This is a genomic window from Arthrobacter sp. 1088 (genome assembly GCF_031455315.1).
GTDB lineage: Bacteria > Actinomycetota > Actinomycetes > Actinomycetales > Micrococcaceae > Arthrobacter.
Genome location: NZ_JAVDSM010000006.1, coordinates 1 through 22,413 on the forward strand (window position 1 = coordinate 1; position 22,413 = coordinate 22,413).

General features: G+C 62.6%; 20 protein-coding genes. 11 read left to right on the forward strand and 9 right to left on the reverse strand.

The genetic code is table 11. The features are described from left to right. Window positions 1-791, forward strand: a 791-nt coding sequence (locus J2Y41_RS10500; protein WP_396133514.1) for a transketolase-like TK C-terminal-containing protein, incomplete at its 5' end; no start/stop codon positions are given. A gap of 94 nt (window positions 792-885) precedes the next feature. Here the strand turns inward: J2Y41_RS10500 and J2Y41_RS10505 are convergent. Beyond that, a complete protein-coding gene (locus J2Y41_RS10505; protein ID WP_223934473.1) occupies window positions 886-1,077 on the reverse strand; it encodes a DUF1508 domain-containing protein in 192 nt (63 codons plus the stop codon). Between the two features lie 185 nt (window positions 1,078-1,262). Here J2Y41_RS10505 and nboR point away from each other — a divergent pair, with 185 nt between their 5' ends. Together nboR and J2Y41_RS10515 are read left to right on the forward strand one after the other, a co-directional pair. After that, window positions 1,263-1,874: a nicotine blue oxidoreductase gene (gene nboR, locus J2Y41_RS10510; protein ID WP_309928372.1), complete on the forward strand. Its 612-nt coding sequence runs from the start codon at window positions 1,263-1,265 to the stop codon at window positions 1,872-1,874. 52 nt (window positions 1,875-1,926) lie between these two features. Continuing rightward, window positions 1,927-2,394 (forward strand): GNAT family N-acetyltransferase, encoded by a 468-nt coding sequence (locus J2Y41_RS10515; RefSeq protein ID WP_309928373.1) that lies wholly within the window; start codon window positions 1,927-1,929, stop codon window positions 2,392-2,394. Between the two features lie 48 nt (window positions 2,395-2,442). Here J2Y41_RS10515 and J2Y41_RS10520 read toward each other — a convergent pair whose 3' ends face one another. The 5 genes from J2Y41_RS10520 to J2Y41_RS10540 form a co-directional block, all read right to left on the reverse strand. Further along, window positions 2,443-5,265 (reverse strand): molybdopterin cofactor-binding domain-containing protein, encoded by a 2,823-nt coding sequence (locus tag J2Y41_RS10520; protein WP_309928374.1) that lies wholly within the window; start codon window positions 5,263-5,265, stop codon window positions 2,443-2,445. Further along, entirely contained in the window at window positions 5,255-6,190 is a 936-nt protein-coding gene (locus tag J2Y41_RS10525; protein ID WP_224088884.1) for a xanthine dehydrogenase family protein subunit M, read from the reverse strand. The genes J2Y41_RS10520 and J2Y41_RS10525 overlap by 11 nt, the downstream gene beginning before the upstream one ends. Beyond that, a complete protein-coding gene (locus J2Y41_RS10530) occupies window positions 6,181-7,419 on the reverse strand; it encodes an XdhC family protein (RefSeq protein ID WP_224088885.1) in 1,239 nt (412 codons plus the stop codon). Before J2Y41_RS10530 ends, J2Y41_RS10525 begins: the two co-directional genes overlap by 10 nt. A gap of 333 nt (window positions 7,420-7,752) precedes the next feature. Then, complete coding sequence (locus J2Y41_RS10535; protein WP_224088886.1) at window positions 7,753-9,330, reverse strand: NCS2 family permease; 1,578 nt, start codon at window positions 9,328-9,330, stop codon at window positions 7,753-7,755. Window positions 9,331-9,336: 6 nt separating this feature from the next. Beyond that, window positions 9,337-9,831 carry a nucleoside deaminase gene (locus J2Y41_RS10540; RefSeq protein WP_224088887.1) on the reverse strand — a complete coding sequence of 165 codons (495 nt, stop codon included), beginning with the start codon at window positions 9,829-9,831 and terminating at the stop codon, window positions 9,337-9,339. A gap of 399 nt (window positions 9,832-10,230) precedes the next feature. On the opposite strand from J2Y41_RS10540, the gene J2Y41_RS10545 reads away from it, so the two are divergent. Continuing rightward, window positions 10,231-11,574, forward strand: coding sequence for an 8-oxoguanine deaminase (locus J2Y41_RS10545; RefSeq protein WP_309928375.1), 1,344 nt, complete (start codon window positions 10,231-10,233; stop codon window positions 11,572-11,574). A gap of 97 nt (window positions 11,575-11,671) precedes the next feature. Here J2Y41_RS10545 and J2Y41_RS10550 read toward each other — a convergent pair whose 3' ends face one another. Both J2Y41_RS10550 and J2Y41_RS10555 read right to left on the reverse strand, forming a co-directional pair. Next, window positions 11,672-12,607, reverse strand: coding sequence for a hypothetical protein (locus J2Y41_RS10550; RefSeq protein WP_309928376.1), 936 nt, complete (start codon window positions 12,605-12,607; stop codon window positions 11,672-11,674). A gap of 171 nt (window positions 12,608-12,778) precedes the next feature. Continuing rightward, window positions 12,779-12,955, reverse strand: a complete 177-nt coding sequence (locus J2Y41_RS10555; RefSeq protein WP_224088889.1) for a hypothetical protein — start codon at window positions 12,953-12,955, stop codon at window positions 12,779-12,781. A gap of 371 nt (window positions 12,956-13,326) precedes the next feature. Here J2Y41_RS10555 and pucL point away from each other — a divergent pair, with 371 nt between their 5' ends. The 3 genes from pucL (at window position 13,327) to J2Y41_RS10570 (ending at window position 16,254) form a co-directional block, all read left to right on the forward strand. Next, the gene (gene pucL, locus J2Y41_RS10560; RefSeq protein ID WP_224088890.1) at window positions 13,327-14,241 is read left to right on the forward strand and encodes a factor-independent urate hydroxylase; all 915 of its coding nucleotides are present in this window, start codon (window positions 13,327-13,329) and stop codon (window positions 14,239-14,241) included. A 165-nt stretch (window positions 14,242-14,406) separates the two neighbouring features. Further along, entirely contained in the window at window positions 14,407-15,915 is a 1,509-nt protein-coding gene (locus J2Y41_RS10565; protein WP_224088891.1) for a nucleobase:cation symporter-2 family protein, read from the forward strand. 147 nt (window positions 15,916-16,062) lie between these two features. Further along, entirely contained in the window at window positions 16,063-16,254 is a 192-nt protein-coding gene (locus J2Y41_RS10570) for a hypothetical protein (RefSeq protein WP_224088893.1), read from the forward strand. A gap of 61 nt (window positions 16,255-16,315) precedes the next feature. On the opposite strand, the gene J2Y41_RS10575 is transcribed toward J2Y41_RS10570, so the two are convergent. Beyond that, the gene (locus tag J2Y41_RS10575; RefSeq protein ID WP_224088895.1) at window positions 16,316-17,071 is read right to left on the reverse strand and encodes an IclR family transcriptional regulator; all 756 of its coding nucleotides are present in this window, start codon (window positions 17,069-17,071) and stop codon (window positions 16,316-16,318) included. Window positions 17,072-17,292: 221 nt separating this feature from the next. Between J2Y41_RS10575 and J2Y41_RS10580 the strand changes: the two genes are divergently transcribed. Genes J2Y41_RS10580 through J2Y41_RS10595 form a run of 4 tightly spaced genes read left to right on the forward strand, consistent with a single transcriptional unit; the run spans window position 17,293 to window position 22,399 of the window. Next, window positions 17,293-18,693 carry an NAD-dependent malic enzyme gene (locus J2Y41_RS10580; RefSeq protein ID WP_224088897.1) on the forward strand — a complete coding sequence of 467 codons (1,401 nt, stop codon included), beginning with the start codon at window positions 17,293-17,295 and terminating at the stop codon, window positions 18,691-18,693. A 16-nt stretch (window positions 18,694-18,709) separates the two neighbouring features. Beyond that, window positions 18,710-20,308, forward strand: a complete 1,599-nt coding sequence (gene aceB / locus J2Y41_RS10585; RefSeq protein ID WP_224088898.1) for a malate synthase A — start codon at window positions 18,710-18,712, stop codon at window positions 20,306-20,308. A gap of 1 nt (window position 20,309) precedes the next feature. Further along, window positions 20,310-21,572 (forward strand): DUF6986 family protein, encoded by a 1,263-nt coding sequence (locus tag J2Y41_RS10590; protein ID WP_309928378.1) that lies wholly within the window; start codon window positions 20,310-20,312, stop codon window positions 21,570-21,572. A gap of 14 nt (window positions 21,573-21,586) precedes the next feature. Continuing rightward, on the forward strand, window positions 21,587-22,399 hold the full coding sequence (locus J2Y41_RS10595; RefSeq protein WP_017200648.1) for a bifunctional allantoicase/(S)-ureidoglycine aminohydrolase: 813 nt from the start codon (window positions 21,587-21,589) through the stop codon (window positions 22,397-22,399). Window positions 22,400-22,413 lie beyond the last annotated feature (14 nt).

A 22,413-nucleotide genomic window follows, 5' to 3' on the forward strand; every position in this document is an offset into this window, starting at 1 on the left:
CCTCCACCAACCCCGCCGTGAAAACCTACGACCCCGCCTACGGCTACGAAATCGGCCACATCATCCGCCACGGCCTCGAAGAAATGTACGGCCCCGACAACGACGGCACCGGCACCGCATCCGACAAAAACGTGATGTACTACCTCACCGTCTACAACGAACCCATCACCCAACCCGCCGAACCGGAAAACCTGGACATCAACGGCCTGATCAAGGGCATCTACCGCCTCGCCCCCGCCCCGGAAAACACCAATGGCGCCGCCAACACAGGTACCAACCGGCCCACCGCGAACATCCTCGCCTCCGGCGTCTCCGTACCCTGGGCCCTGGAAGCCGCCCGGATCCTCGCCCAGGACTGGGGCGTCGCCGCCGAAGTCTGGTCCGTGACGTCCTGGAACGAACTCCGACGCGACGGACTCGCCGCCGAAGAACACGCCTTCCTCAACCCCGGCCAACCCGCCCGCACCCCGTTCATCACCGAACAACTCGCCGGCACCACCGGACCCGTCATCGCCGTGTCCGACTACATGAAAGCCGTCCCCGACCAAATCCGCCAATTCATCCCCAACGACTTCGCCTCCCTCGGAGCAGACGGCTTCGGCTTCTCCGACACCCGCCAAGCCGCCCGCCGCTACTTCAAAAACGACACCCACTCCATCGTCGCCAAAACCCTCCAGTTGCTGGCGGCGAGGGGCGAAGTCGAGGAGGGTGCGCCGTCGTACGCCATTGACCGTTACAAACTGCTCGATGTGAACGCCGGCACCACCGGCGGAGCGGGCGGCGATGCCTAACAACCGACGCATGACAAGGCAATAAGACAGTTGGCGGCAGTGTTCATGAAGAACACTGCCGCCAACTGTGTTTTTGGTGTACTGCGGGGGAGGCTCAGGTGCCCAGGTTCCTCCGGTCTACGACGAATCCGGTTGCCGCGTTTTCGCGGACCGCGTTGATACCCGCCACGACGGCCTTCAAATTGGGAAACTGTGGCGACACTGCCACAACTGTGCCGTCATCGGCTGTGAGTCGGAACCTGAACGTGTTCGTCCCGGCCTTGAGTATTTCGAAACTGCCCGCCATCTTCCCCTTTTCCTCCACGCATCATTGCATTAGAGCGATTTGAACAATTCCCTACAGACAATAATGGCCGTCGGAACCTACCAACAGACCTACTGAGGAGTAGTTTGCAACCGATTTTGGTAGATGTCGTGGAAAGCCCCAAAGGAGCTACAGACCTCACGGATGCCCGCGCGTATCGTGAGGATATGACTGAATCCGGCGTGGCGCCCACTACGGGCGTCTTGCTTGCTGCGGGGGCCGGTACGCGCTTGGGCCGCGGACCCAAGGCGCTGCTCCCCTACCGCGGCCGAACGCTGGTTGAGGTGCTCGCCGATACCCTGTTCGACGGCGGCTGCCGGGAGGTCGTGGTGGTTGTTGGGGCCGAGGCGGACCGCGTTCGAAGCACCACCGATCGACGGACGTACACGGTGGTGGAGAACAAGAACTGGGCCAAAGGCATGGCGGGCTCTTTCCGCGCAGGAATCGAGGCCGCCTCACCCGGACACAGCATCATGGTGGCGTTGGTGGACCAGCCCGGATTGACCCCGACGGCGGTCAGCCGATTGCTGGGCAGCCACCGTCCTGGTCGGGTCACGGCAGCAGCCTATCCTGACGAGTCAGGCCGCCTTAAGCGTCGGCACCCGGTGATTATCGACGTCGGGCTCAGATCCCAAGCGGCGGAAGCGGCGAATGGTGACACGGGGGCGCGATCCTTCCTCAAGGCGCATCCGGGTCTGGTGGACCTGGTGGATTGCAGCGATCTCTGCTCGGGAGAGGACCTGGATACGAAGGACCAGTTGCACTTGCTGGAGGACTGACTGCGGAGTTGAGCGTAGGGCCGACCCATCCAGAGCCGGTAAATTTGAATCCATGATCCAGATTGCACCTGACGATCCCACGCGCCCGGATGTTCATCAGCTCCTCAGCGAGCATCTGGCGGATATGTTTGCGACGTCGCCGGCAGAAAGCGTGCACGCGTTGGACCATTCGGCCTTGTCGCATGAAACGATCACGTTCTGGACAGCCCGGGAAAACGGCCTGTTGCTGGGATGCGGGGCACTGAAGGAACTGGCCGCGGGGCATGCTGAGATCAAGTCGATGCGCACCACCACCGCTGCCCGTGGGCGGGGAGTGGCCACCCGCATGCTCGAACATATCGTGGCCGAAGCCGGCCGGCGGGGATACGAACGTGTGAGCTTGGAAACGGGAACTGAAGAGTACTTTGCGCCCGCGCGTCGCTTGTATGCCAGGCATGGATTCACCGAATGCCCGCCCTTCGCCGACTACACTCTGGACCCGAACAGCGTGTTCATGGAGCTCACCCTCTCGCCCAAGTAGGTAGCATTTGTGCGCGTTTAGACGGCTCTAAACGCGCACAAATGCGACTCAGTTGGGGATCAGGGTGCGGTCACGGAGGGCCAGGTAGATTTTGTCCCGGGCGATGGGCAGTTCGCCGAAACGGACCCCGGTGGCGTTGCGGATCGCATTGGCCAGCGCGGGTGCCACGGGGTTGAACGGGCTCTCGCTCATGGACTTGGCGCCGAGGGGCCCGGTGCTGTCGTTGGTTGTTGCGAAATAGACCTCGCTCCGCGGCACGTCCGCGAATGAGGGAATGTGATACTGCCGGAGGATATCGGTGGTGACGTGTCCGGCGTCGTCCACTTTCACTTCCTCATACAGCACCGCACCAAGTGCCTGCGCGATGCCGCCTTCGATCTGCCCACGGCACTGACGAGGGTTCACCACAACGCCGGCATCTGCGGCCTGCACGCTCTGCAGGATCCGCAGCTCACCCGTTCCCGTATTAACGGCAACCCGGAATCCGTGGACATTGAAGGCCACTGACCGCGGCGTTCCTCCCCAGTTGCCATCCGTGGCGAGGCGAACGCCTTGGAGACGGGCGGCGTCGAAAATTTCCGTGAGCGGAACAACACGATCACCGCACTCGACAGCCCCGTCCACCAAACGGCAATCCGCTAATGCAGACCCCGTCAAGGAAGCCGCCACGGTCTGGATCCTCGTGGCGAGCTCAAGGGCCGCACCGAGCGTCGCCTTGCCGGCGACCACCGTCCCCGCCGAACCAAATGCGCCGGTATCGTGCTCCACGAGGTCCGTATCGGACTGCCGGACGGTAATTTTTGAGGCGGCCGTTGCCAACGCAGTCGCAGCCAGTTGTGCATGAACGGTTGTGGTGCCGTTTCCGAACTCCGCAGTACCGACGTCGACGGCGAACCTTCCGTCCGCTTCCAGGCTCACCCTCGTGTGGGCGAAGTGGCCGCGCGGCGGGACGGTATCGATCATGGACAGGGCCGCACCTTCGCCGATGACCCAGTCCGGACCGAGGTCGTCGAGTCCGGCGGCCCGGTAACGCTCCTTGCCACGGTCCAGGGCGTCCCGGACCAAGGCCACGCACTGGTCCAGACCGTAACTACCGTAGTGGACGTCTTCCTCGGGCTCGGGCGTGGTGGACAACATGTGATCGCCAGGCCGGACCATGTTCTTAAGCCGGAACTCCAAGGGGTCCATGCCGATTCCGATCGCCAGCTCGTCAATTGCCGACTCGATCGCGAAAATCATCTGGCTCAACCCATACCCCCGGAAGGCACCGGCCGGAACGGTGTTGGTGTAGACGGCCTGCGCATCCACTTTCTTGTTCACGCACTTGTATACCGCCAGCGATTCGCCACAACCGTGGAACATCACGCCGGGCGCATGATTTCCGTAAGCGCCGGTGTCGGTGATGACGTCCAATTGAAGGGCGGTCAGGTATCCGTTCCGGCTGGCTCCAGCTTTGAGATTAATGGTGAAGGGGTGCCTTGTGGTGGCGGCCATGAACTGCTCAGTCCGGGTGAACTCCACCTGGACCGGCCTACGCAAAGCCAGTGTCGCGAGGGCCACAAGATCCTCTGTGAGGACCTCCTGTTTCCCGCCAAAACCTCCGCCGACGCGACCGGCCATCACGCGGACCGTCTCCTCCGGCAGGTTAAACAAACGCATCAAGGTGCGCTTCACAAGGAACGGAACCTGCGTGGAGGAACGGACAACCAGTCTGCCTTCCTCATCCAGCCAGGCAATGGACGCGTGCGTTTCCATCGCAACGTGCTGAACCCTTTGCGTCTTGTACGTGTGCTCATGGATGAAGTCGGCTGCCGCGAAGCCATCGTCCACGCTGCCCAGCTCTGCATGGACCTCGGCCACCACGTTCTCCAGTGGCCGCGAGATTCTGGACAGAACGCCGTCCTTATCGCCATGGATTGCCGGGGCACCGGGAAGAATTGCCTCTTGGGGCGTAAACACCGGCTCCAGAAGCTCGTACTCCACAACAAGCGCACGGGTTCCGGCCTCGGCAGCAGCAACGGACTCCGCCACGACAGCGGCAACGCGCTGCCCGATGAACCTCACTACGTTGTCCAGCACGCGGGTGTCATCGGGATCGTCAGTGAAGTGTTCGTGCTGGGCAGTGGAGAACAACTGCGCCGGCGCGTCTTCGTGTGTGAACACGGCGACGACGCCAGGAACGGCCAGTGCCGCGGTCTTGTCAATGGATACGATCCGGGCATGTGGATGCGGCGAACGGAGAAGCTTGAGGTGCAGTAGTCCAGGCAGCTGCTCGGCCGGGACATCCAGGGTGTACCGGGCAGTTCCGGTCACCACAGCTTGACCGGCGGGTGCTGGCACATTGTCCCCGAGCTGGCCGGGCGTGGCTTCCACAGCGGCAGGATGACCAGCGCCAGGCGATTGTGCCCCGGAAACGTCAGCTCCGGCGTCGTGCGCGTGCCCGCCGCCATGACCGCACACAGCGTCAGCGATGGAACGGTAGCCGGTGCAGCGGCACAGATTGCCCTTGAGGTTGCGGGGCAGGTTGGCACGTTGCTCGTCGTCGAAAGTGGCTGCCGTCATGACCATGCCAGCGGTGCAGAAACCGCATTGGAAACCTTGCGCTTCAAGGAACTGTTCCTGCACCGGGTGAAGGTTTTGGCCGGTGGAGAGGCCCTCGATCGTGGTGACCGCTTTGCCATCGGCGCGAACAGCCGGATAGATGCAGCTGTGCACGGGGGTGCCATCGACGTGCACAGTGCAAGCGCCGCAGTCACCGCCGTCGCAGCCCTTCTTAACGCCGAAGTTTCCCTGCTCCCGTAGGAAAGTGCGCAGGCATTGGCCGGGGCGAGGTGTGGCCTGGGAGGCAGCGCCGTTGATCTCAATTGCCATGGGAGGCCTCCTTCTGCGGGTTGTTGTTTGCGGGTTGCGTGGATGGTTGCGGTGATGTGGCGTGCGGCGGCCAGAAATCGCCTGACACGACCATCGACTCGCCCAGTAGCTCGGCCCGGATTTCCTCGGCCAGTTTGAACGTCATATCGCGGCGCCATGCGGGAAGCCCATGGATGTCATCGTGGTACAGCGGCCAGGGAATGGAATCCCCGACGGCGTCAGCCAGCATCCCGGTGTCGGGAACCTGCCCGGCGGGGAACCGTAGTTGTACCGGCCTTTTCGTCGAGGCGGTGACGGTGATGACCATGCCGCCGTCGGCGTCGAGGCGTCCGATGACCAGCACGCCGGAGCGTCCCAGATTGCTGAGCGACAGACGCCGGAAGGCGACCCGGGCCGAGAGTGCCGCGGCCGGAAGCTGGATGCTGCGGAGCAACTCCCCCGGGAACAGGACATTCTGCATATCCCCGGTGACGAAATCAGTGACAGGCACGCTGCGGCTGCTGCCATCCGGGCTCTGGATGGATGCAATGCCGTCGAGTCCGGCGCACAACGAAATCATGGGGCCAGCCGGCAAAGACGTGCAGAGGTTGCCGCCTACCGTGGACATGTTCCAGATCTTGAACGATGCCACGAAAGAGTCGCAGCACGGACGGATCAGGGCCAGCCCCGGCCACTCACGGTTGGCTATTTCTGCGGATGCCGGCAGGGCGTAAAGCTCAGCGACGGTGCAGGTGGCGGCAAGTTCGATGCCTTGGTCTGTGACAGTGATCGCTCGCCAATCTGCTTGGCCGAGGTCAAGGAGCCGCTTGAGGACGGTGCTGCCATAGGAGAAAAGGACAGTGCCCCCGGCGAGCCAGGCATCGCCGTCGCGCCATTGCGAAGGATCCGTGGTGGGGACCACGGCCTCGATGGTGTTCATGTCCATGGGTCCTCCTGAGTGAGGTGTTGAGGTGCTGGGTGAATCGGGCCGGTGCTGTCCTTGAGCGAGGGGAAGCCCGTGGCTGTATGGCTGGGGGTTCCCCGCTCGGCGATGATTTCTGCCGTGATGGAGACGGCGACTTCGGCTGGTGTCACTGCACCAAGGTTCAATCCGATCGGGGAATGCAGGCGTTCGAGCGCTTCGGCAGGCGTGCCCGCTTCGAGCAGGGCGTCAATCCGTTGCCGGTGGCTGCGCCTCGAGCCCATTGCGCCGACGTAAGCCAGGTTCAAGCGAAGCGCTGTTTCAAGCAAAGGGATGTCGAATTTTGGATCGTGGGTCAGCACGCACACCACGGTCCGGGCGTCGACCTGCCCGGCCGCTGCTTCGGCTTCCAGATAGCGGTGAGGCCAGTCGGTGACTACTTGGTCCGCTCCCGCGAAACGGGTCTGCTGGGCAAACGCAGGGCGGGCATCACACAGGGTGACGTTGTAACCAAGCATCTGTCCCGCGGGAAGCAATGCAGCTCCGAAGTCGTTGGCACCGAAAATGAGCATCCGCGCTGCCGGCAACCGGCTTTCCACGAACAAGGTGATCGGTTCGGGCTGGGTTGCTTCTTGTGGGGGCAATGCCAACCTCTCAGTGGTCACCCAGCCATCGATGCAGCCCTCGGGCGCTGCCAGCCGGACCAACCCCGTGCGTCCGCCTTGGAGCAGAGGCTCCACCTGAGCGGCCGCAGCCATCAAGGTGGCAGGATGATCGCCCACCAACCGGGCGAGTTGCATTGATTCCATGGCGCGGAAGCGCACGGGATCATCAACGACGACAACGCCCCCTCCGCCGCCGAGCCTGCGGATGAGCGCGAGGGCAGTAGGTTCGTTTGAGACAGCAATATCGAACAGGGCCATTTCGCCGGAATCGCTACCCAGCGGCTGGATATGGACTTCCAGCTCCCCTCCACAGGTGAGTCCTGCGGCGAACGCGTCCTCGGCACTGTAGCCATAAGATTCAAGGCGTGGGCCGCCGTCGCGCATTGCTTCCAAGGCTGCCTCAACGACCGCCCCTTCTACGCAACCGCCGGACAGGCTGCCCAGGATTTCTCCATGTTCGGAGACCATCATGGAAGTACCCATGGGGCGCGGCACTGAGCCGCCAGTCCCTACAATCGTGGCCACAGCGCATCGTTGGCCAGAGACCGCAGGCCGCCAGCTGCCCAGGGAAGGCATCAGATCCAGCATGGCAACACGTCCTTTTTCCAGGTGTCCCGGCCAGGTGGCCCGGCCGGTGAAGTGCGCGATCTTGCCCTCATAATCTCATTTCCAGAAGGTGTTGAGGGGTAGTCGCGGTTATTGAATAAGAGTTCATAGGAACGGGGGCAAGGGCTTCATCTCCCTGCCCCCGTTCCCTGACGGAGCATCAACACCCGTTCCTGAATCAACAGGGCCGCCGCCCGCCGTCGTGCCTGTTCCCAAAGGACCACGACGACGGACGCCTATTCGTGCGGGGGGTGCGGACGGACCGCCGTTCGAAGTGCCGGGTGTGGACCCGCCGGCGCGGGGGTGGCTCCGGGGTTAGACGCCCATCAAGGCGTTGATCGGGCCACGGGCGAAGTAGATGATGAAGCCCGCCGTGACCACCCACATGAGCGGATGGACCTTCTTGGCCTTGCCCGATGCCGCGCTGATCACCGCGAAGGAGATGAACCCGACGCCGATGCCGTTGGCAATGGAGTAGGTCAGCGGCATGGTCACTATGGTGAGGAACGCCGGCAACGCGATGGCGAACTTGGTGAACTTGATCTCGCGGATCTGGGCCATCATCATCGCGCCCACCACCACGAGCGCTGCGGCAGCCACTTCCAACGGGACAACCGAAGTAAGCGGGGTGAAGAACATCGAACCAAGGAACAGCAAGCCGGTGACCACCGAGGCAAGGCCGGTCCGCGCGCCTTCGCCGATGCCCGCAGCCGAGTCGATGTACACGGTGTTTGATGAGCCGGACGTTGCGCCGCCCACCACTGCACCCATGCCTTCAACGATGAAGGCGGACTTCAATTTGGGGAACGTTCCGTCCTTGTGTGCCACGCCTGCGCTCTTGGCCAGGCCCGTCATGGTGCCCATGGCGTCGAAGAAGTTGGTGAACACCAAGGTGAAGACCAGCATGGTCGCAGCCAGTCCGCCGATCCTGGCGAACGAACCGAAGAGATCGAACTGGCCTACCAGGCTGAGGTCCGGGACGGACATCAACTGGCTGGACAGGATCGGCACGTTGAGGTGCCAGCCGCCGGGGTTGTCCGCGGTGCCGGGACCAATGTGGAACACGGCCTCGGCTACAGCGGCGAGGACTGTTGTGGCGACGATGCCGATCAACAGGCCGCCTTGGATCTTACGTGCCACGAGGATACCCATGACCAGCAATCCGATGATGAAGACGAGGGTTGGGATGGAGGTGATGGAACCATCCGTGCCGAGCTGGACCGGGGGGCCGCCCTTGGTGGGGCGGACAAAGCCGGAGTCGACGAAGCCGATAAAGGCGATGAACAGACCGATGCCAACGGTGATGGCGGCTTTGAGTTCCTTCGGGACTGCCTTGAAGATCGCCGTCCGCGCACCGGTGGCACCGAAAAGGACGATCAGGATGCCGTTGATGACCACCAGGCCCATGGCTTCTGGCCATGTGACTTCCTGGATGACAGCCACGGCGAGGAAGGAATTGATACCCAGGCCTGCTGCGAGGCCGAAAGGAAGGTTGGCGACCAGTCCGAAGACGATGGTCATGACACCGGCTGTCAGGCCGGTCACTGCGCCCACCTGTGCTGCCGAGAGCCAGCCGCCGGCCACATCCACCGGTGCGTTGTCCGCCGAGAAGCCACCCAGGATGAGCGGGTTGAGGATGACGATGTACGCCATGGTGAAGAACGTGACCAAGCCGCCGCGGAATTCACGGGCCAACGTGGAACCACGCTCGGAGATCTGGAAAAACTTATCCAGGAAGGAGTTCGACACCGGCGGCTTGCTGTTGCCGGTTGCCGTGTGCTTTGCGTTTGCCGCTGTGGGCTCTGCGCTTTTGCCTCCGTTGGGGAGGAGCGCAGCCTGCTTTTCGGCTGCGGTCTGCATTTCTGCGGGATCCAGGATTGTCATGTCAGCCACCGGGCCCTAGTAGTCGATCCTGGAATCAAGCGTGTTCCATGTGGTGAACGGCTGGAGGGCCGCCGGAGCCTGGGGGTCGCCCAGTTCCAGCTTGGCTACCGGCATCAGCGCGTCCCGGTTGTCGTTCTCGAAGTACTCGTAGAACACGGCATCATCGAAGCCGACGGATGCGGCATCGTGACGGTCCGCGGCAAAGAACACGCGGTCAACGCGTGCCCACAGTGCGGAGGCCAGGCACATGGGGCATGGCTCGCAGCTGGTGTAGAGGGTTGCTCCGCTCAGGTCGAAGGTCCCCAGTTCGCGGCAGGCGTTACGGATGGCCGTGACTTCTGCGTGTGCGGTGGGATCGTTCGTGGCGGTGACGCGGTTGACGCCCTGGAAGGCTTGTCCATCCGCGGTAACAATGACGGCGCCGAAGGGGCCACCACTGTTGAGGACATTGGCTGTTGCCAGCTCAATGGATGTGGCCAGGAATTGCTCGGCCGTGACGGTTGTACTCATGTTGCGACTTCCTTAGTGCTGAGGAAGCCAGGTGACCTGTTGGGGGCGCTACGGAACGGAGCTCCAGTTAGCTTGGTTACCAGGCTTCAGCATGTGCGATGAAGGTTAAGTTGCGCCTGGTAGATAGCTTCCCGAAGTCCGGGTGCCCGCCTTTGGCAGTTAGAGCGTAGCACCAGGTTTGTGAGCCGCGCCATAGATTTTTGAAAATTTAATTTCGTCATACGAGATTTCTATTATCAGCCGTATGTGACCGGGGGACTCCTGCGCACGTTGACGGCCGCCGTCGTGCATCTTACGCTTTTCGCACCGGACGCACTCGTTGGCTTCCGGCTCCTGGATCAGCAGACAGGGCCTAACTGAGCTGGAACGCGTAAACGCCGACCAGACAAGGAACCTGACATGACCCCACTTTGGATCAAGAACCCGCTGGGTATCTTCACCGCAAACGACCTCGACGCCGGCGGCGGCCTGGTTGTTTCCGACGGGAAGATCGTGGAGCTCGTACCTACGGGCGGGCAGCCTTCGTTGCCTTGTTCTGTCTTTGATGCCTCTGCCCACGTGGTTCTGCCCGGGCTCATCAACACCCACCACCACTTCTACCAAACGCTGACCCGCGCGTGGGGTCCGGTGGCCAACGCGCCGCTGTTCCCCTGGTTGCAAAACCTGTACCCGGTGTGGGCACGGCTGACCCCGCGCAGCCTGGAGCTCGCCGTGCAGGTTGCCCTCGCCGAGCTTTTGTTGTCCGGTTGCACCACCGCCGCCGACCACCACTACCTCTTCCCCGACGGCATGGAAGATGCCATTGATATCGAGGTCGCGGCGGTCCGGTCCATGGGGATGCGGGCAACACTGACCCGCGGATCCATGACGTTGGGAGAGGACGACGGCGGGCTCCCGCCCCGGACGACGGTCCAGTCACCCGGGACGATCCTTGCGGACAGCGAACGGCTGATTCGTGAGTACCACGAGACCGGCGATGGAGCTTCTGTTCAGATAGCCCTTGCCCCCTGCTCTCCCTTCTCGGTGACCAAAGAAATCATGGCTGAGAGCGCAGCCATGGCCGAGCGCTACGATGTCCGGCTGCACACGCACCTTGCCGAGACCATCGACGAGGAAGACTTCTGCCGCTCCATGTTTGGGCTGCGGACCGTGGATTATCTGGAATCAGTTGGCTGGTTGGGATCCCGCACCTGGCTTGGACACGGCATCCACTTCAACGACGACGAGATCGCCAGGCTGGGAGCCGCCGGCACCGCCGTCGCGCACTGCCCAACCTCCAACATGAGGCTCGCATCCGGTACCGCCCGCGTTCTGGAACTCGAGGCGGCGGGCGTGCCCGTGGGGCTGGGTGTGGACGGATCGGCGTCGAACGATGCTTCCAACATGATCCTCGAAGCCCGCCAAGCGCTGTATTTGCAGCGGCTCCGATACGGGGCTTCGGTCCCTGTGGAGAGGGCCCTTGGCTGGGCAACACGCGGGTCCGCTGCCGTCCTGGGCCGCTCCGACATCGGGCAGTTGGCTCCTGGCCTTCAAGCCGACCTTGCCCTGTTCAAGCTTGACTCGTTGAGGTTTTCCGGAAGCCACGACCCCGTCGCCGCGTTGTTGCTGTGCGGGGCGGACCGTGCGGACCGGGTGATGGTGGGTGGCCACTGGCGCGTGGTGGATGGTGCAATTCCCGACTTGGACGTTGCCGGGCTCATCGCTGAGCACTCTGCGGCGGCGCGGAAGCTGGTGGCGGGGTAGGCTTGCTCTTCCGGGCCGGCCGGGCCGCCTGGGTCGGCCGCTTCGATGGTTCGCTGCGCATTAGACGGGAGGAGTCGTCTAATGCGCAGCAACCCGTCTATCCGGCTGCATGGAGAGCCCGAAGCACCCGAATCTTGAAGTCCTGTTCTTGGAAGAGATCCCGCCATTGGATGCGAACGAAGGTCCAACCGAGCTCCATTAGGGCCTTCTCACGTAATCGTTCCTGAAAAATGACCTCGTCAGTGGGCGCATAGTCGAAGTACTTCATTCGCCCGTCGAACTCAAGGGCAACTTTCTTACTGCGCCACGCAAAATCGAGGCGATGACGCCCCTCGGACGTTTGAACCTCCACTTGCAGCTCGGGTAGACCAATCCCGAGCCGCAAAAGAAGTTCGCGGGTCAGGGTTTCACCGGGCGACTCCGACTTCGGATCTGCGTTCGCCAGCGCCGTCCGCAACGAAAGGACACCGTTCCGCCCCGCCAGGCCTGCACACATAACCTTCAGCTTGCCCACGTCCGCGCCACGGCGGAGTGCGTGGTCCATCAAAATGAGCGCTTGCCGGACGTTGAACAACATGCAGCAGTCCACAACCGTCTGCTCCAGGGATGTGCACGGCAGACCGTCCACAAGAACCACATCGTCCTTGGTGAGAATCCTGGAATGGGCCACTACGTCGCGGCCATGCGAGATAGGCGACGGCGTCTTCTCCTGGGTGACATGTATCCGGTCATCTACGTCCCAGAGGAGCAGCCGGTGGAGCCGCGCCGCGGAGGTATGGCTGTAGACCAAGCCGCCACCCGACGTCGTGAGCGTCCCATGAGCGTGTGCTGCGATCAGTTGTCGGCTTCGCACCCAAGGCTTCTGCGCGGTCCAGGTGCTCCCGCGGATGTAGCAACCTCGGCGGAGCCGTACCAGCACACCCCCTCGCACGAGGGTGGCTATGGCGCGGGCATTGAATCCCGCCGCATTGAGCTCGCTCGTCCGCCACAGATTCATGCCGGGAGGGAGCTCCCCGAGGGCTGTCTTAGTCATGAACCAAGCTTGGCCAGACCCTGTGATCCTGGGACAGGAGGGTTTGATCCTATGTGGAAAAGTCCGCCTAGACGGCTTGCTGCGGGTTAGACGACTCCTACCGTCTAACCCGCAGCAAGACGTCGAAACGGGGTGCGGCGTGGAAGGCGGCCCGTCGATGCAGGAAAGATCCTAGGGGCGTTGCCGGCCGAACACCGGGAGCGCGCGGAGCCAGCGCGAGAATCCGCCGGCATTGCGGTCGCAGTCGGCCGGAATGTAAAAGTCCGGATCTGTTGCACCGAAAGGCAGGTACAGCTCCTGACCCGGTGCCGGGAATTCCACGACCTTGTTCGTATCCTTCGAGTCCATCTGTTCCTCCTCTTTCTCATGCAGGCAGTTTTCCGTATTTCGGAAATTATTTATTGCTATGTGAAAGTGTAGGCAGCTCCCAAACGAAGCGTCAAGACCCGTCCAGAAGGGAGGAAGAGTTGCTCCGGTCACATTTCGCTGCTTCATAACGATCTCCGGAAACCCGTATACACAAGCCGAAATCATGCGCTACTCTCGAATGAGTTCGTGGCGTACGTCACGTAACCTGAGAGCAGCAGGCAGGGTCGTAATGAGCTGGCATCAATGGATGTCGGCTCTTTTTTGTTGGGTCGGCTCCACCAGAAACGCGGTGGAAACACGCGCTTAATTTCATTGATGGAACGTAGGTTCCACCTCACAGAAGTTGGGATATGACCATGAGCAATAACATCGTCCTCGGCGAAAACCAGTACGGCAAAGCGGAAGTCCGCGTCGTCAAGGTCACTCGGGATACTGACCGCCACCACATCGAAGATCTGAATGTCACCTCGCAGCTGCGCGGCGATTTCCAGGCTGCACACCTCGAAGGCGACAACGGCCATGTGGTTGCCACCGATACCCAGAAGAACACTGTCTACGCTTTTGCCCGTGACGGCATCGGCTCACCGGAGTCCTTCCTGCTGCGTCTCGCCGATCACTTCACCGGTGAGTTCGAATGGGTAACCGGTGGCCGCTGGGAAGCCGAGGCCTACAGCTGGGATCGCATCCAGGCACACGGCGCAGGACACGACCACAGCTTCGTCCGCAACGGACAAGAGGTGCGTACCGCCGTCGTCGTCCGTGATGGCGCAACCACCCACGTGATTTCCGGCCTCAAGGACCTTACCGTCCTCAAGACCACCCAGTCGGGCTTCGTCGGCTACCCGCGCGACAAGTACACCACCCTGCCGGAAACCACGGACCGCATCCTTGCCACTGATGTGTCCGCCCGCTGGCGCTACAACACCAACGTGGACCTGGCAGGCACGGACTTCAACAAGAGCTACGAGGACATCAAGGCCCTTCTGCTGGAAGGCTTCACCGAGAACTACTCGCACGCCCTGCAGCAGACCCTGTTCGACATGGGCAAGAAGGTCCTGGAAGCGCACAGCGAAGTGGATGAGATCAAGTTCTCCATGCCCAACAAGCACCACTTCCTGGTTGACCTGAGCCCGTTCGGCCTGGACAACCCGAACGAGGTTTTCTTCGCCGCGGACCGCCCGTACGGCCTCATCGAAGCAACCGTCCAGCGCGACAACACCACAGCCGCGCCCGTTGCATGGAGCGGCATCGCCGGCTTCTGCTAAGCACCACCCCTAACAACGCACCATCCCGGAGTTTGTGTGCAGGTCCCCCATCGCGTCCCAAGGCCGGACCTGCACACAAACTCCAACCCCCAAAACCCCAAGATTTTGTTAGCCAGACACAGTTAGCCAGACGAAGACGTCTGCCATGAACCCAGAAAGTCTGCCATGAACATCAAGAAGAAATCCCGCCCTGCGAATACCACCTCTTCGCAGCCGCACAAGCCGGAACGTCCTGAGGACAAGCGGCTCTCCATCGGAAGCACGTTCGCCTACGGCTTCCAGCACGTCCTCACTATGTATGGCGGAATCATTGCCCCACCGCTGATCATCGGCGCCGCCGCAGGCATGTCCTCGCAGGATATCGGCCTCCTCATCGCAGCCTGCCTGTTCGTCGGCGGCCTGGCCACCATCCTCCAGACGGTGGGCATCCCGTTCTTCGGCTCACAGCTACCCCTTGTTCAGGGCGTCTCCTTCGCCGGCGTCTCGACGATGGTTGCGATCGTCCAAGGCGGCGGGGGCATCCAGGCCGTCTTCGGTTCGGTCATCGTGGCTTCCCTGATCGGCCTGGCCATCACTCCCCTGTTCTCCAAGATCATCAAGTTCTTCCCGCCCGTGGTGACGGGCACAGTCATCACCACCATTGGCCTGACGCTGATGCCGGTTGCAGCCAACTGGGCCATGGGTGGAAACGCCAAGGCCGACAACTACGGCAGCATGGCCAACATTGGCCTCGCCGCAGCAACCATGGGCGTCGTTCTGCTCCTGAGCAAGGTGGGCAACGCCGCCATCTCCCGGCTCTCCATCCTGCTGGCCATGGTCATCGGCACCATCATCGCGTTCGTCGCAGGAATGGCAGACTTCTCCAAGGTTGGCCAGGGCGACGTCGTCGCTTTCCCCACGCCCTTCGCCTTCGGCGCTCCAACCTTCGAAATCGCAGCAATCATTTCGATGCTCATCGTCATCCTGGTAACACTTACGGAGACCTCCGCAGACATCATTGCAGTGGGCGAGATCGTCGATACGAAGGTTGACTCCCGCCGGATCGGCGACGGCCTCCGCGCGGACATGCTCTCCAGCGCCATCTCACCGCTGTTCAACTCCTTCACACAGAGCGCCTTCGCCCAGAACGTTGGGCTCGTGGCCATCACAGGCATCAAGAGCCGGTTCGTGGTCAGCGCCGGCGGCCTCATCCTGGTGGTCCTGGGCCTCCTGCCGATCCTCGGCCGAGTGGTCGCAGCGGTTCCGACGCCCGTCCTGGGCGGTGCCGGCGTCGTGCTTTTCGGCACGGTGGCAGCCAGCGGTATCCGTACCCTGGCCAAGGTTGAGTACAAGAACAACATGAACCTGATCATCGTTGCGGCTTCGATCGGCTTCGGCATGATCCCCATTGCCGCCCCGAAGTTCTACGACCAGTTCCCGTCCTGGTTCTCCACGATCTTCCACTCCGGCATCAGCTCCGCCGCGGTCATGGCGATCCTGCTGAACATCCTGTTCAACCACTTCAAGGCAGGCAACACAGACAATCAGTCAGTGTTCGTCGCTGGTACGGACCGGATCGTCAGCGAAGAGGACATCAAGTGCCTCAGCGAAGGCGACCGCTTCGAGAACGGCAAGCTCATCGACGCTGACGGCAAGGAAGTCCCGCTCAAGACCTCCAGCGCCTCCGAGCACTAGGTCCCGGTCGCAGAGACAGCAACAGGCGGCAGTGTTTCCTTGGGGGACACTGCCGCCTTTGTCGGCTAGCGGGGTCTGATCGCCTACGGGAATGTACGACGCCGGCACTCACTTTCGCAGGCAGCCCACCGTTGGGTTGCCGCCGCGATGGGTTTGCGTCAGGCATTGGTCCCCTTGATCGGCATTCCCAAGGCCGCGCAGGACACGTTCAAGGTGACGGACCAGCCGGGCGAAGAAGCCCTGATCTACGTCCGGGACAGGCACTTGAACTTCGCGGCCGCCGTCGGGGTGGATCCGGTGATGAGGAAAGCTACCCGCTCAAAACCCACGCCGAGATGACAAAAGATGGCAATGTTTCCAGGAAACATTGCCATCAAATGCCAACTCGGCGGGAGGCGGGTTAGTTCTGGTTGAGCTCCGCGGAGATCGCCAGGGCGGCTTCGCGCAGCATCGGCACAGCGCGGTCGGCAAAGCTCTGGTCCACACGGGTGATGGGCCCGGAAACGGAGATCGCGGTAGGAGTGGGAGCATTGGGCACTGCCATCGCGAAGCAGCGTACGCCGAGCTCCTGCTCTTCCTCGTCAATGGAGTAGCCGCGCTCACGGATCAGCTTGAGGTCCGCGAGCAGGGAGTCGATGTCGCCGATGCTCTTGGCCGTGGGCGTGGGCATGCCGGTGCGGGCAACAATGCCACGGACCTGTTCGTCGTCGAGCTGCGCCAGGATCGCTTTACCAACGCCGGTGTCATGCGTGTGGGCGCGGCGGCCAACCTCGGTGAACATGCGCATGGAGTGCATGGACGGGACCTGGGCCACGTAGATAACCATGTCCGAATCCAGGACCGCCATGTTGGAAGTTTCGCCGAGGCGTTCAACGAGGGTCTTCAGCTGCGGACGCGCCACGGCGCCGAGCTGCTTGCTGGCCCCCTCGCCAAGCCGGATGAGCCGGGGGCCCAAAGCGTAGCGCCGGTTGGGCAGCTGGCGGATATAGCCAAGGGAGACCAAAGTGCGCAGCAGGCGGTGGATAGTGGGCAAGGGCAGGTCAGTGGACGACGACAGCTCGCTCAGAGTGACGTCGCCACCCGCATCCGTGATCAGTTCCAGCAGTTCAAAGACGCGCTCAACGGACTGCACGCCTCCGGAGGCTTTTTCAGCCATTCCCTTGTCTCCAATGACTCAGATTCCGACAACTCTTATCCGCATCGTGAAAAGAATTGCTTAGAACACCCAAGATACAGCACGCCGGCCCCATGCGCGATGACACCGAAGATGACCGAGCAGGGGGTTGTATTTCCACTTTGTAGATAATAATATCCATAATACGAAAACATTCAGTTTGGAACGGCGGCCCGGGAACGGGCCTAACAGGAGGAATTTCAATGGCGAATCCGAGCCCCGGAAACTCGATCACCCTGCGCGTCGCCGCACCGTCCAGCTTCACAGCTACGAGCGAACTGGCAGCAGCCGTCGGCGCAGCCGGTGCAGCAATCACCGCGCTGGACGTCACGGAATCCCACCACGAGACGATCGTTGTTGACGTCACCTGCAACACCACGGACGACGCCCACGCAGCCCGTGTGAAGGATGCCCTTAACGCCCTCGACGGCGTCACCGTCCAGCACGTCTCGGACCGCACCTTCCTCATGCACCTGGGCGGCAAGCTCGAGGTCGTCCCCAAGGTAGCCCTGCGCAACCGTGACGATCTGTCCCGCGCCTACACGCCCGGCGTCGCGCGCGTCTGCTTGGCGATCGCCGAAGACCCCGCTGCCGCCCGCAACCTGACGGTCAAGCGCAACACCATCGCAGTCCTCACCGACGGCTCGGCTGTCCTGGGCTTGGGCAACATCGGCCCCGCCGCGGCCCTCCCGGTCATGGAAGGAAAGGCCGCACTGTTCAAGCAGTTCGCCAATGTCGACGCCTGGCCGGTCTGCCTGGACACGCAGGACACCGAAGAAATCATCATGATCGCCAAGGCCATGGCCCCTGTCTACGGCGGCATCAACCTCGAAGATATTGCCGCCCCGCGCTGCTTCGAGATCGAAAACCGCCTCCGTGAAGAACTCGACATCCCGGTGTTCCACGATGACCAGCACGGAACCGCAATCGTCACGCTCGCTGCCTTGGTTAACGCCCTGCGCGTGGTGGACAAGAAGCTATCCGAGGTCAAGATCGTTGTCTCGGGCGTCGGCGCGGCCGGCTCGGCCATCATCCAGCTCCTCAAGGCCCAGGGTGCGCAGCACATCATCGCAGCCGGCCGCTCGGGCGCCATCCACTCGGGCGAGAAGTACGACGACGAGCACCGCAGCTGGATCGCCGCGAACACCAACGAAGAAGGCTTCGCCGGAACCCTGCATGACGCCCTCAAGGGAGCGGACGTGTTCATCGGTGTCAGCGCTCCGCACGTGATCGGCGAGGAGCAGGTTGCTTCGATGGCCGAGAACGCTATCGTGTTTGCCATGGCGAACCCGACGCCGGAAATCGATCCCGTCATCGCTTCCAAGCACGCAGCCGTGGTTGCCACGGGTCGCAGCGACTTCCCCAACCAGATCAACAACGTGCTGGCCTTCCCCGGCTTCTTCCGCGGACTGCTGGATGCTGGAGCATCTGACATCACTCCGGACATGCTGGTGGCCGCAGCCGAAGCAATTGCCAACCGGGTGGCTGACGATGAGCTGAACGCGAGTTACATTATCCCCAGCGTCTTCGATCCCCATGTTGCCGCCGATGTGGCCAGTGCCGTAGCAGCAGCTGCGCACGCCAACGCCGCCAGCGCACTCTAGAAAAGGACACCGCCAAATGGCTATCACAGTCACTGATCCCCGGCCGATCGATCGCGCCGAGGAGATCCTAACCCCCAAGGCATTGGCCTTTATCGAGGAACTGCACAAGCGCTTCGCCGGCACCCGTGCCGAGTTGCTGGAGGCCCGCAAAGCCAAGCGCCAGAAGGTTGCGGACACCAGCCGCCTGGACTTTCTCCCGGAGACCCAGGAAATCCGCGACGGCGACTGGAAGGTCGCTGAGGCACCGGCAGCCCTGCAGGACCGCCGCGTGGAGATGACCGGTCCGGCAACCCCTGCCAAGATGGCCATCAACGCGCTGAACTCCGGTGCCAAGGTGTGGCTCGCGGACCTCGAAGACGCCAGCACTCCCACGTGGCCCAACGTCATTGATGCGATCCTCAACCTCCGCGACGCCGCCCAGGGAACCCTGAGCTACACGTCGCCGGAAGGCAAGGAGTACCGTCTGCGCACGGACGCTCCTTTGGCTGTTGTTGTTGCCCGTCCGCGCGGCTGGCACATGGAGGAGAACCACCTGCTCATCGACGGCGAACCTGCGGTGGGCGCGCTGGTGGACTTTGGCTTGCACTTCTTCCACATCGCCAAGCAGTTGCTCCTGAACGGCCATGGCCCTTACTACTACCTGCCCAAGATGGAGAGCCACCTTGAGGCCCGCCTCTGGAACGACGTTTTCGTCTTTGCCCAGGACTTCCTCGGCATCCCGCAAGGCAGCATCCGCGCCACCGTCCTCATCGAGACCATCCCGGCCGCGTTTGAAATGGACGAGATCCTCTACGAGCTGCGCGACCACGCATCGGGCCTGAACGCCGGCCGCTGGGACTACCTCTTCAGCATCATCAAGTACTTCCGTGATGCCGGCGAAGAGTTCGTCCTCCCGGACCGCGCCACCGTTGCCATGACCGCGCCGTTCATGCGCGCCTATACCGAGCTCCTGGTCAAGACCTGCCACAAGCGCGGCGCCTTCGCCATGGGCGGCATGGCTGCTGTCATCCCGAACCGCAAGCAGCCGGACGTCACCGCTGCGGCCTTCGACAAGGTCCGTGCCGACAAGACGCGCGAGGCAAACGACGGCTTCGACGGTTCCTGGGTTGCGCACCCGGACCTCGTTTCCACGTGCCGCGAAGTGTTCGATTCGGTACTGGGCGACCGCCCCAACCAGTTGGACAAGCAGCGCCCCGAGGTGAACGTCACGGCTGAGCAGCTGATCGACGTCGCCTCCGCCGGCGGCACCGTGACAGAGGCAGGCCTGCGGCTGAACCTCTACGTCGCCGTCGCGTACACGGGCGTTTGGATCTCCGGCAGCGGTGCCGTCGCCATCCACAACCTCATGGAAGATGCCGCGACCGCGGAAATCTCCCGCTCGCAGGTGTGGCAGCAGATCCGCAACAAGTCCGTCCTCGCGGACACTGGCAACACGGTGACCCGCGAACTCGTCACCCGGATCCTCGGCGAAGAAACCGAGCGTTTGCGCATCGAATTCGGTGACGAGAATTTCACCAAGTACTACGAGCCGGCTTCCAAGCTGATCGAGGACATCTGTCTGTCAGACGATTACACCGATTTCCTGACAACACCCGCTTACGAGCTGGTGGGCTGAGATGGGTTCATTCTCTTCCTCTGATCTGGCTCACATCGAGTCCCAGCTTGAGGCGACGGACCAACTCCTGGACCGCAACTACCCCGGCGACGACGGCTCACGCCAGCCCATTCATACCGTCTACATCCCGGCGGACCGCTTCACGCCGTCATTTGCGGCGGAGTGGGGCGCCCAGGCGCTCGCGACGGCGGAAGCCCACGGAGGCCTGGAAAAGCTCGGCCAGCTGTTGGGTCAGGAGCCTCATTTGGCTGCCGCTGTTGCCTCCCGTGTGGCGGCGAAACTCTCTTCCGAACCGATCGAGGACCTGCGCCTGGACTTCGAGGACGGCTACGGGGACCGCGGCGATGAGGCAGAAGACGCCGACGCCGTTGCTGCCGCCAACGCTGTTGCTGCTGCGGTTGCAGCGGGAACCGCTCCGCCGTTCATCGGCATCCGCTTCAAGTGCTTCGAGGCAGCCACCCGTGCCCGCGGCCTGCGGACCCTGGATCTGTTCGTCTCCACACTTGCTGAGGCCGGCGAACTCCCGGCAGGACTGATCCTCACCCTGCCCAAGGTCACCACGGTGGCCCAGGTTCAGGCCATGGACTTCGCAGTCTCGCGTCTCGAGGAAGTCCACGGGCTTCCCGCGGGGAGGCTCCGGTTCGAGGTACAGGTGGAAACGCCGCAGCTCATTCTGGGCGCCGATGGAACGTCTCCCGTGGCACAGCTCCCCCACGTTGTTCCGGGCCGTATCAGCGCCCTGCACTACGGGACCTACGATTACAGCGCTTCGCTGGGAATCTCAGCGGAATACCAATCCATGGAGCATCCCGTGGCCGACTTCGCCAAGGAAGTCATGCAGCTCGCTGTCGCCGGAACGGGTATCCGCCTCTCTGACGGTTCCACCAACATCATTCCTGTGGGCGACGCCGTTGAAGACGCCTGGAAGCTTCACGGCCGGCTGGTCCGCCGCTCCCTTGAAAACGGCTATTACCAAGGATGGGACCTGCACGCCGCCCAGCTCCCCAGCCGCTTCTCGGCGTCGTACGCTTTCTACCGCGAAGGCCTGCCCGCCGCGGCACTGCGCCTCCGCAACTATGTAGAACGCACCGAAGGCGGCGTCATGGACGAGCCCGCCACCGCCCGCGCGCTTGCCGGCTTCGTCCTCCGTGGCGTCCAGTGCGGCGCAGTGGGGACCGACGAGGTCAAGGCGCTTGCCGGCGTCGAACTTTCACAGCTGACCGCATTGGCGCACCCGCGGCTCGCGCAACCGACTTCCCACTGATAAGGAGCATTCCCATGGGTAAGTACTACTACCCCCAGGGCGGCCTGCCGCCGCAGACCCACCTCACCACGGAACGGGCGATCGTCACCGAGGCCTACACCGTGATCCCCAAGGGCGTGATGACGGACATCGTCACCAGCAACCTGCCGGGCTTCTCCAACACGCGTTCGTGGATCATTGCGCGGCCAATCTCAGGCTTCGCCACCACGTTCTCCCAGCTGATCGTGGAGATCGCACCGGGCGGCGGGGCTCCCAAGGCCGAGTTTGAGTCCGGCGTTGAAGGCGTCATCTTCGTCACCAAGGGCCAGGTCAACCTGACCCTCGACGGCGAACTGCACCACCTCGAAGAGGGTGGCTACGCCTACCTCGCTGCCGGCGCGGAGTGGGGCCTGGAGAACGTCTCCGACGACATCGTCTCCTTCCACTGGATCCGCAAGGCCTACGAACGCCTTGAAGGTTTCGAAGCCAAGTCCTTCGTCACCAACGAGAAGGACGTGGAGCCCACCTCCATGCCGGACACGAACGACGTCTGGAAGACCACACGCTTCACGGACTCCAGCGACCTCGCCCACGACATGCAGGTCAACATCGTCACCTTCCAGCCCGGCGGCGTGATCCCCTTCCCGGAAACCCACGTCATGGAGCACGGCCTGTACGTCCTGGAGGGCAAGGCCATGTACCTGCTCAACAACGACTGGGTGGAAGTGGAAGCCGGCGACTTCATGTGGCTGCGTGCCTTCTGCCCGCAGGCCTGCTACGCGGGTGGCCCGGGCGAGTTCCGTTACCTGCTGTACAAGGACATGAACCGCCAGGTGAAGCTCACCTAGTCCTTGCCTGCTTG

Coding starts and splice junctions, on each gene's coding strand:
- J2Y41_RS10550 (WP_309928376.1), bottom strand. CDS start 12,607: ATGACTAAGACAGCCCTCGGGGAGCTCCCTCCCGGCATGAATCTGTGG.
- J2Y41_RS10595 (WP_017200648.1), top strand. CDS start 21,587: ATGGGTAAGTACTACTACCCCCAGGGCGGCCTGCCGCCGCAGACCCAC.
- J2Y41_RS10505 (WP_223934473.1), bottom strand. CDS start 1,077: ATGGCGGGCAGTTTCGAAATACTCAAGGCCGGGACGAACACGTTCAGG.
- J2Y41_RS10590 (WP_309928378.1), top strand. CDS start 20,310: ATGGGTTCATTCTCTTCCTCTGATCTGGCTCACATCGAGTCCCAGCTT.
- J2Y41_RS10515 (WP_309928373.1), top strand. CDS start 1,927: ATGATCCAGATTGCACCTGACGATCCCACGCGCCCGGATGTTCATCAG.
- J2Y41_RS10565 (WP_224088891.1), top strand. CDS start 14,407: ATGAACATCAAGAAGAAATCCCGCCCTGCGAATACCACCTCTTCGCAG.
- J2Y41_RS10525 (WP_224088884.1), bottom strand. CDS start 6,190: ATGGACATGAACACCATCGAGGCCGTGGTCCCCACCACGGATCCTTCG.
- J2Y41_RS10530 (WP_224088885.1), bottom strand. CDS start 7,419: ATGCTGGATCTGATGCCTTCCCTGGGCAGCTGGCGGCCTGCGGTCTCT.
- aceB (WP_224088898.1), top strand. CDS start 18,710: ATGGCTATCACAGTCACTGATCCCCGGCCGATCGATCGCGCCGAGGAG.
- J2Y41_RS10520 (WP_309928374.1), bottom strand. CDS start 5,265: ATGGCAATTGAGATCAACGGCGCTGCCTCCCAGGCCACACCTCGCCCC.
- J2Y41_RS10575 (WP_224088895.1), bottom strand. CDS start 17,071: ATGGCTGAAAAAGCCTCCGGAGGCGTGCAGTCCGTTGAGCGCGTCTTT.
- J2Y41_RS10580 (WP_224088897.1), top strand. CDS start 17,293: ATGGCGAATCCGAGCCCCGGAAACTCGATCACCCTGCGCGTCGCCGCA.
- nboR (WP_309928372.1), top strand. CDS start 1,263: ATGACTGAATCCGGCGTGGCGCCCACTACGGGCGTCTTGCTTGCTGCG.
- J2Y41_RS10555 (WP_224088889.1), bottom strand. CDS start 12,955: ATGGACTCGAAGGATACGAACAAGGTCGTGGAATTCCCGGCACCGGGT.
- J2Y41_RS10570 (WP_224088893.1), top strand. CDS start 16,063: ATGGGTTTGCGTCAGGCATTGGTCCCCTTGATCGGCATTCCCAAGGCC.
- J2Y41_RS10545 (WP_309928375.1), top strand. CDS start 10,231: ATGACCCCACTTTGGATCAAGAACCCGCTGGGTATCTTCACCGCAAAC.
- pucL (WP_224088890.1), top strand. CDS start 13,327: ATGACCATGAGCAATAACATCGTCCTCGGCGAAAACCAGTACGGCAAA.
- J2Y41_RS10540 (WP_224088887.1), bottom strand. CDS start 9,831: ATGAGTACAACCGTCACGGCCGAGCAATTCCTGGCCACATCCATTGAG.